The sequence below is a fragment of the Kitasatospora sp. NPDC049285 genome, assembly GCF_040678815.1.
Lineage (GTDB): Bacteria > Actinomycetota > Actinomycetes > Streptomycetales > Streptomycetaceae > Kitasatospora.
Window position 1 is genome coordinate 51,376 of record NZ_JBFAQR010000040.1, and the last position, 14,380, is coordinate 65,755.

Annotated in this window: 13 protein-coding genes; 3 read left to right on the plus strand and 10 right to left on the minus strand. The window is 74.2% G+C overall.

All coding sequences use genetic code 11. The features are described 5' to 3' along the window. Positions 1 to 36: 36 nt before the first annotated feature. Complete coding sequence (locus AB0K51_RS23525; protein WP_363458690.1) at positions 37 to 651, plus strand: response regulator transcription factor; 615 nt, start codon at positions 37 to 39, stop codon at positions 649 to 651. 30 nt (positions 652 to 681) lie between these two features. Here the strand turns inward: AB0K51_RS23525 and AB0K51_RS23530 are convergent, their stop codons facing one another. From AB0K51_RS23530 to purD, 4 genes are all read right to left on the minus strand, one after another. Continuing rightward, positions 682 to 1,581 carry a phosphoribosylaminoimidazolesuccinocarboxamide synthase gene (locus AB0K51_RS23530; protein ID WP_363458692.1) on the minus strand — a complete coding sequence of 300 codons (900 nt, stop codon included), beginning with the start codon at positions 1,579 to 1,581 and terminating at the stop codon, positions 682 to 684. A 54-nt stretch (positions 1,582 to 1,635) separates the two neighbouring features. After that, positions 1,636 to 3,177, minus strand: a complete 1,542-nt coding sequence (locus tag AB0K51_RS23535) for a N,N-dimethylformamidase beta subunit family domain-containing protein (protein WP_363458694.1) — start codon at positions 3,175 to 3,177, stop codon at positions 1,636 to 1,638. A gap of 150 nt (positions 3,178 to 3,327) precedes the next feature. Beyond that, positions 3,328 to 4,818, minus strand: a complete 1,491-nt coding sequence (locus AB0K51_RS23540) for a hypothetical protein (protein WP_363458696.1) — start codon at positions 4,816 to 4,818, stop codon at positions 3,328 to 3,330. 436 nt (positions 4,819 to 5,254) lie between these two features. Next, on the minus strand, positions 5,255 to 6,499 hold the full coding sequence (gene purD, locus AB0K51_RS23545) for a phosphoribosylamine--glycine ligase (RefSeq protein ID WP_363458697.1): 1,245 nt from the start codon (positions 6,497 to 6,499) through the stop codon (positions 5,255 to 5,257). 512 nt (positions 6,500 to 7,011) lie between these two features. Between purD and AB0K51_RS23550 the strand changes: the two genes are divergently transcribed. Then, entirely contained in the window at positions 7,012 to 7,782 is a 771-nt protein-coding gene (locus AB0K51_RS23550) for an SLATT domain-containing protein (RefSeq protein ID WP_363458708.1), read from the plus strand. 76 nt (positions 7,783 to 7,858) lie between these two features. Here AB0K51_RS23550 and AB0K51_RS23555 read toward each other — a convergent pair whose 3' ends face one another. The 3 genes from AB0K51_RS23555 to AB0K51_RS23565 all read right to left on the minus strand — a co-directional run bounded on the left by AB0K51_RS23555 (position 7,859) and on the right by AB0K51_RS23565 (position 10,374). Then, entirely contained in the window at positions 7,859 to 8,506 is a 648-nt protein-coding gene (locus tag AB0K51_RS23555) for a hypothetical protein (RefSeq protein ID WP_363458698.1), read from the minus strand. 44 nt (positions 8,507 to 8,550) lie between these two features. After that, positions 8,551 to 9,459 (minus strand): GntR family transcriptional regulator, encoded by a 909-nt coding sequence (locus AB0K51_RS23560; RefSeq protein WP_363458700.1) that lies wholly within the window; start codon positions 9,457 to 9,459, stop codon positions 8,551 to 8,553. 117 nt (positions 9,460 to 9,576) lie between these two features. Further along, positions 9,577 to 10,374, minus strand: a complete 798-nt coding sequence (locus AB0K51_RS23565) for a carbon-nitrogen family hydrolase (protein WP_363458702.1) — start codon at positions 10,372 to 10,374, stop codon at positions 9,577 to 9,579. A gap of 155 nt (positions 10,375 to 10,529) precedes the next feature. Between AB0K51_RS23565 and AB0K51_RS23570 the strand changes: the two genes are divergently transcribed. Beyond that, the gene (locus tag AB0K51_RS23570; RefSeq protein WP_363458703.1) at positions 10,530 to 11,357 is read left to right on the plus strand and encodes a maleylpyruvate isomerase family mycothiol-dependent enzyme; all 828 of its coding nucleotides are present in this window, start codon (positions 10,530 to 10,532) and stop codon (positions 11,355 to 11,357) included. 22 nt (positions 11,358 to 11,379) lie between these two features. Here AB0K51_RS23570 and AB0K51_RS23575 read toward each other — a convergent pair whose 3' ends face one another. From AB0K51_RS23575 to AB0K51_RS23585, 3 genes are all read right to left on the minus strand, one after another. Beyond that, the gene (locus AB0K51_RS23575; protein WP_363458705.1) at positions 11,380 to 12,705 is read right to left on the minus strand and encodes an MFS transporter; all 1,326 of its coding nucleotides are present in this window, start codon (positions 12,703 to 12,705) and stop codon (positions 11,380 to 11,382) included. Positions 12,706 to 12,762: 57 nt separating this feature from the next. Further along, the gene (locus AB0K51_RS23580) at positions 12,763 to 13,989 is read right to left on the minus strand and encodes a M64 family metallopeptidase (RefSeq protein WP_363458706.1); all 1,227 of its coding nucleotides are present in this window, start codon (positions 13,987 to 13,989) and stop codon (positions 12,763 to 12,765) included. 280 nt (positions 13,990 to 14,269) lie between these two features. Then, a partial coding sequence (locus AB0K51_RS23585) for a 2-oxo acid dehydrogenase subunit E2 (RefSeq protein ID WP_363458710.1) occupies positions 14,270 to 14,380 on the minus strand: 111 nt, incomplete at its 5' end.

Sequence of the window (14,380 nt, forward strand, 5' to 3'; positions counted from 1 at the left end):
CGTCGAACCGCCGTTCGCGGCAAGGGAGTCCGTGGCATGACCGACCTGGTGCGGGTGCTGCTCGCCGATGACGAGCACCTGATCCGCGGCGCGCTGGCCGCGCTGCTGGCGCTGGAGGACGACCTGACCGTGGTCGCCGAGGCGGCCTCCGGTCCGGAGGCGCTGGCGATGGCCGCCGCGCACCGGCCGGACGTGGCGGTCCTGGACCTGCAGATGCCGGGCCTGGACGGGCTGGAGGTGGCCGCCGAGCTGCGCCACCGGCTGCCGGAGTGCCGGGTGATGATCGTGACCGGCCACGGGCGCCCGGGTTACCTGAAGCGGGCCCTGGAGGTCGGGGTGCGCGGTTTCCTGCCGAAGACCGTCTCGGCCTCCGACCTGGCCGGCATCATCCGTACCGTCCGGGCCGGCGGCCGGTACGTGGACCCGGAGCTGGCGGCGGAGGCGATCAGCGCGGGCGACTCCCCGCTGACCCCGCGGGAGACCGACGTGCTGGAGTTGGCCGCGGACGGCGCCTCGATCGCGGAGATCGCCGACCGGGCGTCGCTGTCGCAGGGCACGGTGCGCAACTACCTGTCCTCGGCGGCGGGCAAGCTCGGCGCGGAGAACCGCCATGCCGCGGTGCGGATCGCCCGCGAGCACGGCTGGCTGTGACGGTGCGTCACAGCCGGCCGTGACGGGGCGTCACTTCCAGTCGAGGCCGGTCAGCGTCTCGTACGCCTCGATGTAGCGCTGCCGGGTGTGCTGGACGATCTCGTCGGGCAGCGGCGGCGGCGGGTTCTCGCTCTTGCGGTCCCAGCCGGAGGCGGGCGAGGCCAGCCAGTCGCGGATGATCTGCTTGTCGAAGGACGGCTGGTTGCGGCCGGGCTGCCACTCGTCGGCGGGCCAGTAGCGGGACGAGTCGGGGGTGAGCACCTCGTCGCCGATCACCAACTGGCCGTCGAGCAGGCCGAACTCGAACTTGGTGTCGGCGAGGATCAGGCCGCGCTCGCGGGCGATGTCGCGGGCCCGGGCGTACACGGCGAGGGTGGTCTGCCGCAGGGTGGCGGCGAGTTCGGCGCCGACCCGGCGGGCGGTCTCCTCGTAGGAGACGTTCTCGTCGTGCTCGCCGACCTCGGCCTTCAGGGCCGGGGTGTAGATCGGGGCGGGCAGCTCGGAGCCGTTGTCCAGGCCCTCGGGCAGCGCGATGCCGCACACCGTGCGGCTGACCCGGTACTCCTCCAGGCCGGAGCCGGCCAGGTAGCCGCGGGCGACGCACTCCACCGGCGCCATCTCCAGGCTGCGGCAGACCAGGGTGCGTCCGGCCCAGTCGGCGGGCGCACCGTCGGGGAGCTCGGTGGAGATGACGTGGTTGGGCACCAGGTCGGCGATCCGGTCGAACCACCACAGCGACATCTGGGTGAGGATCCGGCCCTTGTCCGGGATCTCGTTCGGCAGCACCCAGTCGAAGGCGGAGGTCCGGTCGCTGGCCACCATCACCAGGTCACCGTTGCCGGCCCGGTACAGGTCGCGCACCTTCCCGGTGTGCAGGTGGACCAGGCCGGGCACCTGGACCGGCTCGGGCTTGGTGACGAATCCGCTCACGATCAGTCCTCACAGCTGGGGGGCTCTGCGGGCGAGTCTTTCACGCCCGAGGGGTCACGCCCCGGTGCGCCCCTCCTTGCACAGCTGGTCGAGCAGGTTCGCGGTGGCCCGCTGGATCCGCTCGTCGGTGTGCCCGGGCCGGTCCAGCGCGGGCGACCAGGCGAAGGTGCCGGCCGCGAAGACGTACGCGCCGCTGGGCGCCCGGTACAGCGAGGTCTCCTGGTGGGTGGCCCGGCCGGCGGCGTCGCGGTACGGGGAGTGCGCCAGCAGGGTGCGCTCGGTGTACGCGGGCAGCGCGACCTTCGGGAAGTACCGGTCGGCCTCCCCGGCGACCAGGCCGGGCAGTTCGTCGCCCTCCCGCAGCCCGGTCCCCTGCCACAGCCAGTGCGCGGTGTTCCGGGCGACCAGCGGCACCGGCGCGGGCACGCTGCCCGCGTACTGGACGCCCAGCAGGTGCTGCTCGGGTTCCCCGGCGTCCCGCCACAGCGCGCTGGCCGCGCCGGGCACCCCGACCGCCGGGTGGTCGGCGGCGACCCGCTGGCGCTTGCGGCAGTGCAGCAGCCGGGCGTTCTCGCCGTTCGGACCGGGCGTCAACTCCACGCGCCAGTACATGGTGTTGGCGGACAGGAAGACCAGCGAGGTGCCGCCGTCCCGGGCCCGCTCGACGGCCCGCCGCATCGGCTCCGACCAGTACTCGTCGTGCCCGGGGAAGATCAGCGCCTTGTGCCCGCCGGGGTCGACCAGCCCGGCGTGCAGGTCGGTGGCGGTGGCGTAGCCGAGGTCGTAGCCGTACCGCTCGGCCCAGCGGATGAAGTCGTAGGCGTGCCCGACGTGCAGCGGCAGCCCGGCCCCGGCGTGCGGCCGGTCGAAGGAGACGGTGACCGCCGCCTCGCCCTCGCCGAGCAGCCGCCCCGCGCCGTCCCAGGCGTGGTAGAGGCTGGCCCCACGGTGCCCGTCCTCGGGGAACAGGTTGTACGCCTGCCAGGTCACGTCGGGCAGCACCAGCAGCAGGTCCGCCGGGTCGAAGTCCCGCACGGTGAACGGGACGTGGCTGCGGTGCCCGCCGTCCGCGGTGGTCAGCACGGCGACGTACGCGCCGGGCCGCCAGTCGGCGGGGACCTGCAGGCGCCAGGACTGCCACCAGTGGTGGCAGGAGACGGTCCGGTCGGCGACCATCGGCGCGGGCTGGGCGAGCCCGGCGATCAGCGGGCTGGAGGCGACCTGCCGGGCGCCGTCGCCGCCGTCGTGGCCGATCCGGTAGACGTCGACCTGGAACTCCCGCGGCGGGTTGACGGTGACCCGGAAGTCCACCGCCCCGCCGGGCCGCACCACGCCCGCCGTGGCGAAGCCCTTGATCTGCTGGTCCACGTCGTCGGAGTTGTCCGGACTGCCCACCGGCGGCCGGGGCCGGGCCGCCCCGCTCAGCGGCTGCTGCCCGGGGGCGCCCACGCTGACGTACCAGGGGACGGTGCCCTCGCCCTCGGCGAGGTAGTGGTCGGGGCTGCGCAGCCAGGGCAGCGGCCCCTGCCCGAACGGGTCGGACACCCCGTGCGCCAGCGTGCCGGACTCCCACCGGCGGTTGGACTCCGTCCCCACGCGCCCTCCCCACCCCTTCGCCCATCCGTCGAGGGTGGCAATTGCCAAGCGGATGTGCGTGCGGACCAGCACACCACAGTTTGCTGGCGCAGCGTCACCCCACGGTAGCAATTGGTACCCGTGGTCCCCGGGTTCCCGCACCCGGTCCGATCAGCCCGACAGCCGCACCGGACGTTCCAACCGGACCCCGGCCCGCGCCAGCCAGGCCCGCAGCGGGCCGTCCTCCCCCTGCTCCACCGCGCGGGCCACCACCGCGGCGAGCTCACCGCGCGCCGCGCCGGGGGTCTGCAGCACCGGCCCGTCCAGCCAGTCCAGCCCGGGGGCGGCGGCTGCGGCGTCGACCGCGGCGCAGCAGACGGTGGCGGTGAGGTGCTCGACCAGCAGGTCCCGGCCGCTGCGCACCGGCGGCAGCGGGGGCGCGACCTTGGCGCCGCGCGCCACCTGGCCGGCCAGCGCGGCGGCCAGCGACTCGCTCTCGCCGGCGGCGAGGCGTGCCAGCAGCTTGTCCAGCGACGGCCCGCCGTACGGCTGGTCGCCGCCGAGCGCGGCGCACAGCGCGGCGGCCTGGGCGCGCCAGCCGCGGTCGACCACCTCGGTCGGGTAGTCGGCCCAGTCGAGCGGCTGCCAGCCGGCCGCGGGCTCCTCGTGGAGCAGTTCGGCGGCGAGCCGGGAGACCTGGGCGTCGACCTCGCCGGGTTCCTCCAGCAGGTCGCAGGCGGGGCGGTCGCCGAGCCGGTTCTCGTAGCCGTCGGCGAGCCGGTCGCGGCGGGAGAGTTCGGTGAGCGCGGCGACCACGCCGGCGTTCAGGTGGGACGGGTGCCGGCCGAGCCGCCAGGCGGGCAGCGCGACCCGGGTGAGCAGCCGGTCCCAGCCCGCGTAGGCCAGGCCGACCTGCTCCTGGGCGGCGATCCGCAGCCCGTAGTCGACGGCCTTGGCCTGTTCGGAGGCCCAGGCGGCGACGGCGTGCTCGAGTTCGGCGGAGTGCTCCCGGCAGGCGCCGAGCAGCAGCCGGTTGACCTTGTCGACGAGGGCGAGCGGGCCGCGGTGCCGGTCGCCGAGCGCGGCGTCCAGGGCGCGCAGCCAGCGCCGGGCGGCCGCGATGTCGGGGTCGGCGGAGGCGCCGGCGCCGGCCACCACGGGGGCGAGCAGGGCGCGCAGTTCGCCGGCCCGCATCCACCACAGGAACGGGGAGCCGATCACCAGCACCGGGGCGGACGGCGCGGGGCGCCGACCGGGGTGGTGTGGCTCCTCCAGCCAGCTGTCGCAGTCCGGGGTGAGCGCGATCGCGGCGGGGGCGGGCACCTGCAGCCGTTCGGCGAGCTCGTCGATCAGCCGGTACAGCTCGGGTGCCGCGGCGCGGGCCACCGGCACGGCGGGGGTGACCGGGGGGACGGCCCGGCGTTGCGAGCGGGCCACCAGGGCGGCCAGCAGCAGGGTCAGGGCGGCGACGGCGCCGACCGCCCAGCGGATGCCGTCCCACAGCCCGGCGTCCGCGGAGCCGGGCGCGCCTATCCGCCCGGTGAACCGTCCGGCCACCAGCACCACCGCGCAGGCGGCGGGCAGCGCGGCGACGGCGACGGCCCGTCCGCGTACCCGTAGGACGGCTTGGGCTCGTGCGCGTGCGGTGTCCACTGCAGCCATCGCCGCGGCACCCCCTTCGCAGCCGACTCGACTCGATCAATTCCGGTACGGGAAGCGGCGGATGCCGAACCCGGTGTGCGACTCGCGTGGCGCTTTCCTGCCAGTTTCGACGCCCCGGTGCGGGCGGGTGTTCCGGAATTCCGGGGATTCCACCCGTCCTGGTGACACCGCGGCGGGGCGCGCCACCGCTCCCAGCATCCCCCCGGCGCGTTCTGGCGACGAGCCGCATCCACGCCGGCGCCCCCGCCCCTGCGCGATTCAGCGCACCCTACGGCGCAGGCGTGCGCGTCGTCAGCAGGATGCCCAAGTCATCACCCGAAGGCGTGGATTTCTCCGTCCCCGACGGGACGGCTCCGACCTCGGAAAACACCGCGGGGCGCTGCGTCCGGACGGGTCGTCCGTACGCAGCGCCCCGGGGACCGGGGACGCGCGGGTGTTAGAGCGCGGCCTTGAGCGCGATGTCGGTGCGGTGCTGGGCACCCTTGAAGGAGATCTTCGCCAGGCCCGCGTAGGCCTTGGCACGGGCCTCGGCGAGGTTCTCGCCGGTGGCGGTGACCGAGAGCACCCGGCCGCCGGCGGTGAGCACCTCGCCGTTGTCGCCGCTGCGGGTGCCGGCGTGCAGGACGAAGGCGGTGCCGTCGGCCTCGGCCTCGGCGAGGCCGTCGATCGGGTCGCCGGTGCGGGGGTTGGCGGGGTAGCCCTCGGAGGCCATCACCACGGTCACCGCGGCGGCGTCGTCCCAGCGCAGCGGCTCGAGCTCGGCGAGGGTGCCCTCGGCGGCGGCGAGCAGCACGCCGGCCAGCGGGGTGCGTAGCCGGGCCAGCACGACCTGGGTCTCCGGGTCGCCGAACCGGGCGTTGAACTCGATCACCCGGGTGCCGCGCGAGGTCAGCGCGAGGCCCGCGTAGAGCAGTCCGGAGAACGGGGTGCCGCGGTGGCGGAGCTCGTCGACGGTGGGCTGCAGGACGGTCTCCAGCACCTCCTGCACCAGGCCCTCGGGGGCCCACGGCAGCGGCGAGTAGGCGCCCATGCCGCCGGTGTTCGGGCCCTGGTCTCCGTCGAGCGCCCGCTTGAAGTCCTGCGCGGGGACCAGCGGCAGCACCGTGGTGCCGTCGGTGATCGCGAACAGCGACACCTCCGGGCCGTCCAGGTACTCCTCGATCACCGTGCGCTCGCAGGCCTTGGCGTGATCCAGCGCGACGGCGAGGTCGTCGGTGACGACGACGCCCTTGCCGGCCGCCAGGCCGTCGTCCTTGACCACGTACGGGGCGCCGAAGGCGTCCAGCGCCTCGGCGGCCTCGGCCTCGGTGGTGCAGACGTAGGAGCGCGCGGTGGGGACGCCGGCCGCGGCCATCACGTCCTTGGCGAAGGCCTTGGAGCCCTCGAGCTGGGCGGCCTCCCCGGACGGGCCGAAGACCGGGATGCCGGCCTCCCGCAGCGGGTCGGCGACGCCCGCGACCAGCGGGGCCTCCGGGCCGACCACCACGAGGTCGGCGCCCAGCTCGCGGGCGAGCGCGGTGACCGCGGCGCCGTCCAGCTGGTCGACCGGGTGGACCGTCGCCACCTGCGCGATCCCGGCGTTGCCCGGGGCGCAGTGCAGCTCGGTGACGGCGGGATCTTGGGACAGAGAGCGGCACAGGGCGTGTTCGCGGGCGCCGCCGCCGATGACGAGGACCTTCACGACGGTCAAGCCTAGTCGGTGGCCTGTTCCCGCCGTCCGGCGGCTCGGTGGGAAGCTCCAACCGCCACCCCGATCGCCGGTTCGAATATGTAGGAAAATACAGTCGGCTTCCTCGAAGGGCCGCGCTGTCATGTCGACGGCCTCGGTTCACCTCGCTCGGACGGGTGAAATCCGGCCACCCGCCGAAACCCTCTCACCTCGGCTTCCGGAGGTGAATTCCGATAACGATCACTACGGAAGCGCCCCCACGGTCAGCCATTTGGCGGTAAGAAGTGCTGTTGGACGAGGACCCGGCCGTACGCCGGGCACGGCACCATGGGCGGCTCGACCCGCGCGCGGCGCCGCGGGTCCGCACCGCCATGCCGCGAACCGTCAGTCCCACGCACCGTCAGTCCCACGCACTGCACAGCCCGATCCACGCACCGACCCAAGTCCGTACCGCCAGTCCCGGTACCCGCCGGGCCCCCGCAGTCACCCCGCCACAGGGAGCGCCACAGGTGAGCCAGCCGGAAATGCAGCCCGAGGAGAGCCCTTGGGGCAAAGAGGTCGCCGACGACGACCAGCCCGCCCCGGGCTCCGGCGGACGGACTCCCACCCGTCGCCGCACCGACCTGAGTGCCCGCCAGTTCCCGCTCGGTGACTGGGGCGAGCCGGCCGAGCGGCTGGAGGAGCTCTACCGCTGGTCGGAGGAGCGGGCCGTCGAGGCGATCGACTGGTACCGCCGGGACCGGATCTGGAAGCGCCGCTGGGCGCGGCTGCTGCGCTTCACCGCCGGAGTCTTCACCGTCGGCGGCGTCACCGCCCCGCTGATCTCACTCACCGGCGTCCTCCCGCACGCCCTGGAGTGGGGCTACGCCGGACTCGCGCTGGCCGCCGCCGCGCTGCTCGCCGACCGCGCCTTCGGGCTCACCTCGGGCTGGATGCGGGACGTCTCCACCGCCCAGGCGCTGCAGCGCCGCCTGGAGGCGTTCCAGTTCGACTGGGCCTCGGAGTGCGTCCGCGAGGTGCTCGGCCCCACCGAGGGCACCGCGGGCGAGGCCGCCGAGCGCTGCCTCGGGGTGCTGCGCCGGTTCTGCGAGGACGTCTCCGACATGGTCCGCAGCGAGACCTCCGAGTGGATGCTGGAGTTCCGGGCCGGCATGAGCCAGCTCCCCACCCAGGCACCCGGCATCTGGGGCAACCGCAGCGAGGGCGGCACCAACGCGCAGGTCCGCGTCCTGCCCCCGCCGGGCACCCGCCCGACCATGCCCCGTCAGCGTCCCCCGGAGGGACCGCTGCGCTGATCGCGCGCCCGACACGACGAATCCGCCCGGCGAGGACTCCCCTCCCCGGGCGGATCCCGTTGTCGGGGGCGGTGCGCTACGCGAAGACGACCATCGAGCCCTGGGTGACGCTCCGGGTGGCCGCGGCGTAGAGACCCGCCCAGGCGTGGCGTTCGCGCGCGTAGGGGTGGAAGTCGTCCAGCGGGGGCCCGAAGGGCTGCTCGAGCTGGGTCGGGCCGAGCGGCCGGGTGGGGGCCGGGGGGTCGAGCGGGTTGATGCCCAACAGCGGTGCGACCGCCTGGAGTTCGCGCAGCAGGCCGTGCGAGGACCCGAGCGGGCCGCCGGCTGCCAGGAGCTCGTTGGCGACCAGCGGTATCTGGAAGTCGACCGGGACGTAGGCGCCGGCGTGGTCGAAGTGCCAGACCAGGTGGGACTGTTCGGCGGTCGCCTCGAACATCTCCAGCAGCTGCTCGTAGTCGCTGCCGAGCGCGTCGACCGGCGTCACCTCGAAGCCGGTCAGGCCCAACAGGTAGGCGCGGCGCAGGAAGTGGAGCGAGTCGTAGTCGAAGGCGGCTATCGTCTCGACCTCTCCGGAGAACCCGGGGACGTACGGCTGGACCGGGACGTGCGGCAGGCCGTGCTGGGCGAGCACGTCGTTGTAGCGGTCCAGATCCTCGCGGAACGGGTTCTCGGGGTTGTGGGTCAGCACGTCCACGAGCGGGACGAGCCAGAGGTCGCAGGCCATGGGCCGGCTCATCCTCTCGGGTGGGCGGGCAACGAGGCCCCACCCTACCGGCCCGGGGCGGGCTCCCCGCTGCCCGGCCGGAACGGGCGGGCGAAGCGGCCCGGCGGGACGAACCTGGGCATCGGCACCCGGCCCAACCCGACGGCGGGAACCGGCTGTTCGGCCGCCGCCGCGGGCTCCGGCGACGGCGACGGGCTCGGCGGGGCGACGGCGGGGGCCGGCTGCGGCTCGCGCAGCAGCCGCAGCACCGCGACGCCGTCCAGCGGCTGGCCGAGCAGCCGGGCGAGCAGTTCGACGGTGAACAGGTTGTAGTCGTTGACCACCCGGTGGGCGCCGACCTGGTCGCGGGCCTCGACCCGGTCGACCAGCTCGCCGTGCCGGTCCCAGCAGACCCCGGCGAGGTCGGTGCGCCCGCGCAGGTGCGGCGCGGCGAACATCCAGGACTGGATCCGCAGCCAGCCGAGGTAGGCGGAGATCCGCTCGTTGCACAGGAGGGCGGCGGCCTCCTGCCAGAACCGCAGGTCGCAGCCGACCAGCACGTCGAGCTGGCCGGACCGGGCGGCCCGGGTGGCGGCGTCGGCCCGGCGGCGCAGCGAGGCCAGCCGGGACCAGTCGTAGCCCTGGATCCGGGAGCCGAGGTGGCGCAGCGCGTTGTCGGTGAGCAGGGTGCGGGCCTCGAAGATCTCCAGGAAGTCGTCCCAGCCGAACTCGGGCACGGTGAAACCCCGGTGCGGCTCGCTGACCAGCAGTCCCTGGGCGGCCAGGTCGACCAGCGCCTCGCGGGCGGGGGTGGCGGAGACGCCGTAGACCTCGGCGATCTCCTTGACCGTGAAGTTCCGGCCGGCGGCCAGCCGCCCGGCCATCATCTCGTCGCGCAGCGCGTCGGCGATCTGCTCGCGGAGGCTGTTGCGCCGGATCAGGGCGCGCCCGCCCCGAGCTCCCGCAGCAGTCATCTGCCGCCCCCTCCCCAGACCGCGCCGGACGCGCTCTGGCCCACTCACAAAACGCGCACAGACTACCCCGGATCCGTCAATCCGGACCAAGGGAATCGCACAAGGGAGTTCGAGGGATCAGCGCTGGACCGGCGCGGGGATGCCGAGCAGCCGGTCGCGGTGGACCGGGAAGTCGGCGCGGCACTTGGCCACCTCGGCCGGGTCGAACTCGACGGTGAGCACCTGCTCCTCCGTCCCGGCCTCGGCCAGCACCCGGCCCCACGGGTCGACCACCAGGCTGCGCCCGGCCTGCTCGACGCCGCCGTGGGTGCCGGCCGTGTTGCAGGCCAGCACGTACGCCTGCTCCTCGACGGCGCGGGCTCGGGCCAGCAGGTTCCAGTGCTCGGCGCGCCGGGCCGGCCACGCGGCGGGGACGACCAGCAGCTCGGCGTCGGCGTCCAGCAGGGCCCGGAACAGCTCGGGGAAGCGCAGGTCGTAGCAGGTCGCCAGGCCGAGGACGCCGAAGTTGGTGGCGGCGGTGACGATCTCCTGGCCGGCGCCCATCGCGACCGCCTCGCCGCTGTCGAAGCCGAAGCGGTGGATCTTGCGGTAGGTGCGCACCAGTTCGCCGTCGGGGGCGAACAGCAGCGAGGTGTTGTAGATCGGACCGTCCTGGTCGCGTTCGACGATCGAACCGGCGTGCAGCCAGCAGCCGACCGCCCGGGCGGCGGCGGACATCGCCTCCGCGGTGGGTCCGTCCAGCGGTTCCGCGCCCGCCGACCAGGCGTCGTAGGCGAACCCGCCGACCGGCCACAACTCCGGCAGCACCACCAGGTCGGCGCCCTCCTGGGCACGGACCAGCGCCCCGGCCCGGGCCCGCCGTTCGGCGACCGGCTCGGAGTCCAAGACCGCGAGTTGGATCAATGAAGCGCGCACAGTACCACCGTCCACGGCAAGAGTCCTACGATCGTCACCCGAAAGCGCTGCCCTGCTCTCACCCGGCAGCGTAACGTGCCGTATGCGCGTCCGTGCGGAGGTCTCAGCAGCCCGGGCGACGTGGGACGGAAGCTGACGGAGGGCCGGAGATTCCCGTGACGGACAACCAGACCGTGCAGGCTTACACCGATGCGTGGACGCAGTCGATCGAGTCCATATCCGAGTTGCTCGCACCGCTGCCGACCGACGCGTGGAACCGGGCCACCGAGTGCCCCGGCTGGTCCGTCCGCGACGTGGTCTCGCACATCATCGGCGTCGAGTCGGAGTTGCTCGGCGACCCCCGTCCGATCCACTCGCTGCCGCGCGACCTGCGGCACGTCACCAGCGAGTACGCCCGCTACATGGAGCTGCCGGTCGACAAGCGGCGCTGCCACACCCCGGTCGAGGTGGTCAGCGAGCTGGAGTACACGGTGATCCGCCGGTCCCGGGCGCTGCGCAACGCCCGGCACGAGCCCGCCGACCTGGTGCGCTGGCCGGCCGGCCCGCTGACCCGGGACATCCCGTACACCTCGCTGCTGCGGCTGCGCGCCTTCGACGTCTGGGTGCACGAGCAGGACCTGCGCCGGGCCCTGCAGGAGCCGGGCAACCAGGACTCCCCCGCCGCGCTGGTCACCCGCGACCTCCTGATCGAGTCGCTGCCCAAGCAGGTGGCGAAGGAGGCGGGCGCGCCGATCGGCAGCACGGTGGTCTTCAACGTGACCGGCGCGGTGCCGTTCCGCCGCACCGTCCGGGTCGCGGCGGACGGCCGGGGCGTCGTGGACCAGTCGGTGGTGATGGGCCCGGACGTGGTGCTGTCGACGGACTGGCCGACCTTCGTCCGGCTGTGCTGCGGCCGGGTCCGCCCGGAGGCGGCGCTGGTCGAGCTCACCGGCGACCAGGAGCTGGCCGCCCGGGTGCTGGCCCACCTGGTCAGCACCCCCTGACCGCACGTTTCCTGACGGAGCGTCAGGCCAGCTTGCGCCGCAGCCGCAGGATCATCGCGGTGCCCAGCAGCAGCGGCGCCAGCTGGAAGCAGAACGCCAGCTGGTAGGCGTGCGCGCTGTAGCCGCTCGCGTGCGGGTCGGAGAGCGCGTCCAGCAGCACGCCGATGCCGAGCAGGGTGAGCATCGAGCCGATGAAGCCGCCCATGTTGGCGATGCCGGAGGCGGTGCCCATCCGCTCGGCCGGGTTGGACGAGCGGGCGTAGTCCAGGCCGATCAGCGAGGCCGGGCCGTTGCTGCCCATCACCAGGATCAGCACCACCAGCAGCCACAGCGGCGGGTGGCCGTGCGGCCAGGCGAGGGTGGCGGTCCAGCACACCGCGGTGGCCGCCAGCACGGTGAGGGTGATCGGCATCCGCAGCGCGGCGGAGCGGGAGACCAGGCGGCCGAACAGCAGCCCGAAGGCCATCGAGCTGAGCACCAGCAGGCTGAGCAGTCCGCCCGCCCCGGCCCGCGACATGCCCTGCCCCTCGACCAGGTAGGGCAGTCCCCACAGCAGGCCGAACGCGGAGGCCGGGAAGGCCGTGGTGAAGTGCACCCACAGGCCGAGCCGGGTGCCGGGTTCGGCCCAGGCGGCCCGGATCTGCCGACCCACCGGAAGCCGGACGCCCTCGACCCGCACCGGCGCGGGCGCCCCCGGCGGGGCCTCCCGCAGCAGCGTCGCCACCAGGGCGAAGACCAGCACGCCGGTGAGCGCGATGGTCGCGAACGTCGCGCTCCACCCCGCGGTGTGCAGCGCCTGGGCCAGCACCACGGTGGTGACCAGGTTGCCGCCGGTGCCGACCAGCCCGGTGAGCTGGGCGACGAACGGGTTGCGGGCCGCCGGGAACCAGCGGGCGGCGATCCGCAACACGCTGATGAAGGTCATCGCGTCGCCGCAGCCGAGCACCGCCCGGGAGGCCAGCGCCGGGCCGAACTCGGTGGAGAAGGCGAAGGCCAGCTGCCCGGCGCTCATCAGCGCCACCCCGAGCAGCAGCACCCGGCGCGGCCCGTGGCGGTCCACCAGCAGGCCGACCGGGATCTGCATCCCGGCGTAGACCAGCACCTGCAGGATCGAGAAGGTGGACAGCGCGGAGGCGCCGATGCCGAAGCGGGCGGAGGCGTCCAGCCCGGCGACGCCGAGGCTGGTGCGGTGCACCACTGCGAGGACGTAGACGCTGACGCCGATCGACCAGGCGAGCCAGGCGGCCCGCCCGCCCGGCGGGTGGAAGGGGGCGAGCGGCGGGTCGGCGCGGAGGCGGGGAGCGGGTACGGATGGGGACGGTGCGGTGCCTGCGGGGTCCACGCTCATAGTGGAACCAGGCTAGTCATCCCATGAAATGATCTTTGGGCTGGGGGTCGGCGCCGGTCAGCCGGTCAGAGTCCAGGTCGCCGTCCGGGTCATGTACTGGTCGCGGAAGGCCTCGTCGCGCACCCAGTCGGTGCTGTCCCGGACCGTCGCGGTGACGGTGTGCTTGTGGCCGGACGACAACGCCAGCGCCGCGGTGTCCAGCCAGGTGCCGTCCGCGGTACTGGCCTCCACCGGCTTGCCGTCCAGCTGCCAGGCGATCTGCAGCTGCCGCGGGCCGGTCAGCCCCAGCGGGCGGACGTGCAGCCTGGGCCGGCCGGCGACCGCGCCGGGAGCCGGGTCGGGCGGATCGACGGGCTTCACCCGGCGGTACAACTGCTCGATGATCGCCTCCCGGGAGGGCAGGTTGTAACTCCCGCCCAGGGTGCGCATCACCGAGTCCGCGGTCGGCCGGTACAGCCCGTTGGCACTGCGGTACGCGCCCACCGTCCCGCCGCCGTCCGGTGACTCGGCGCCCAGCCAGCGCCACCACTTGACCCGGGTGCGCAGCATCTCCTCGGCGCCGACGGTGGCCAGGTTCGGGTAGTCCGGATCGGTCGGGGCGCTGTCGTACTCGTCGCCGAGCGCGCCGACGGTGTGGCCGATCTCGTGCTGGATGATCCGCCCGGCATCCGGGCTCCCCCCGGCCAGCGTGGTCACCCCCGTACCGCCGGCACCGCCGTACTCGGTCGAGTTGGCCAGCGCGATCAGGTACTGCGGGCCGGGGTCCTGCCCGGCGAAGCGGGCGGTGGCGGCCTCGTCGGCGCACAGCAGCCGGGCCGTGCCCTCGCACCAGAAGTGCATGCCGAGCGGCGTGTTCGGGGCCTTGTCGGTGTTCTCGCTCTCGGCGATGCCGGCCACCGGGGAGACCACGTCGACCCTGCGTATGTTGAAGAACCCCTGGTAGGTCCGGAACGGCTCGATTTCCAGCAGCGCCCGCCAGGCCCGGTCCGCCTCGTCCCGGAAGAGCGGCTGCTGGGCGATGGTGTAGCCGTCGCCGAGCAGCACCAGGGTGATCCGGTTCGATGGGTCGCCGCTCAGCCGCAGATCGACGGTCGGAGCGGCCGCGGGAGCCCGCAGGTCCGGCCGCCCGGCCGGCGGCGCCGCCCGGTCCGCCTGGACCGGCGGCCCTATCGCCGTGGACGGCGACGGGGAGGCCAGCTCCACCACGGCGGGCAACACCGCGGCAGCGGCCAGGATCAGGGCGGCCGCACTGCGCATCACGGGGCCGGGAGTGCCAGTCGGCATACGCGGGAGTCCTCGCTGCGACGGTCACCCGGCCTGGCGCGCGGGTGCAGGTCGCACAGACGTACCCACCCACGGCAGCCCCTCGGCCCCGCCGACGCGAAACTCCCTCGGTCAGACCAATGCAACAAACAGGGGCCCGGGGAACGGCGGGGGTTCCTGGCGGAGGGTCTCAGCGGGCTGCGGGTCTGGAGGCTCCGGTAACCCGGAAGCACCCAGACGCACCGCGCCCTTCAACCCGACCGCCACTCGCCTCGCAGTTCCCCGAGCCCCTCAATACCTACTAGCCCCAGGTGATCAGGCGCTTCGGGTACTCCAGGATCGCCGCGGTGTCCGCGAGGACCTTGGAGCCGAGTTCGCCGTCGACCAGGCGGTGGTCGAAGGAGAGCGCCAG

Excerpts from the sequence above, each read along its gene's own strand:
- AB0K51_RS23525 (WP_363458690.1), top strand. The coding sequence starts at position 37 with ATGACCGACCTGGTGCGGGTGCTGCTCGCCGATGACGAGCACCTGATC.
- AB0K51_RS23540 (WP_363458696.1), bottom strand. The coding sequence starts at position 4,818 with ATGGCTGCAGTGGACACCGCACGCGCACGAGCCCAAGCCGTCCTACGG.
- AB0K51_RS23550 (WP_363458708.1), top strand. The coding sequence starts at position 7,012 with ATGCAGCCCGAGGAGAGCCCTTGGGGCAAAGAGGTCGCCGACGACGAC.
- AB0K51_RS23555 (WP_363458698.1), bottom strand. The coding sequence starts at position 8,506 with ATGGCCTGCGACCTCTGGCTCGTCCCGCTCGTGGACGTGCTGACCCAC.
- AB0K51_RS23560 (WP_363458700.1), bottom strand. The coding sequence starts at position 9,459 with ATGACTGCTGCGGGAGCTCGGGGCGGGCGCGCCCTGATCCGGCGCAAC.
- AB0K51_RS23575 (WP_363458705.1), bottom strand. The coding sequence starts at position 12,705 with ATGAGCGTGGACCCCGCAGGCACCGCACCGTCCCCATCCGTACCCGCT.
- AB0K51_RS23580 (WP_363458706.1), bottom strand. The coding sequence starts at position 13,989 with ATGCCGACTGGCACTCCCGGCCCCGTGATGCGCAGTGCGGCCGCCCTG.